Below are 563 nucleotides of genomic sequence, written 5' to 3'. Positions count from 1 at the left end.
GGGACTGCGGACGATTTCCTGGACCGCTAAATCGCGGCCATCCCCAGCGACGACCGGTAGTCGTCCGGTGTCGCGCCACCGAGCGCGTCGCTTGCCCGCTCGGAGTTGAAGCGCCCTATCCACGCGCCGAGGGCCTCGATGAACTCCCCGGGCGACCAGCCGGACCAGTCCCTCCCGTGGAAGAACTCCTTCTTGAGCAGGCCGAAGAAGCCCTCCATCGCGGCGTTGTCGGGGCTGCAGCCCTTGGCCGACATGCTCCTGACCAGGCCGTTCCGCTCGCATATCGATATCCAGCCCGGCCAGCGGTAGTGCACGCCGCGGTCGGAGTGGATCACGGGGCGCTCGCCGGGCGCCAGCCGGGAGCACGCGTCCGACAGCGTCGAGTTCGCGAGGTCGGCGTCCGGGCGCTCGCCCGCCCGCCAGGCGACGACCGAGGAGTCGAAGCAGTCCCTGATGGCGGACAGGTACACCTTGCGGCCCGTCGGCAGCCTGAACTCGGTTATGTCGGTGAGCCACAGGAAGTTCGGCAGGGCCGAGCGGAAGTCGCGGCGCACGAGGTTCGG

1 protein-coding gene is annotated in these 563 nt (G+C 69.4%); it reads right to left on the bottom strand.

Annotation, left to right across the window (positions count from 1 at the left end):
* Window positions 1-26: 26 nt before the first annotated feature.
* Window positions 27-563, bottom strand: a 537-nt coding sequence (locus tag ACTQW0_RS08520; protein ID WP_441567786.1) for an IS3 family transposase, incomplete at its 5' end; no start/stop codon positions are given.

The organism is Collinsella sp. LCP19S3_B7 (assembly GCF_052121795.1).
GTDB lineage: Bacteria > Actinomycetota > Coriobacteriia > Coriobacteriales > Coriobacteriaceae > Collinsella.
This window is presented reverse-complemented; position numbering and strand designations above follow the sequence as displayed.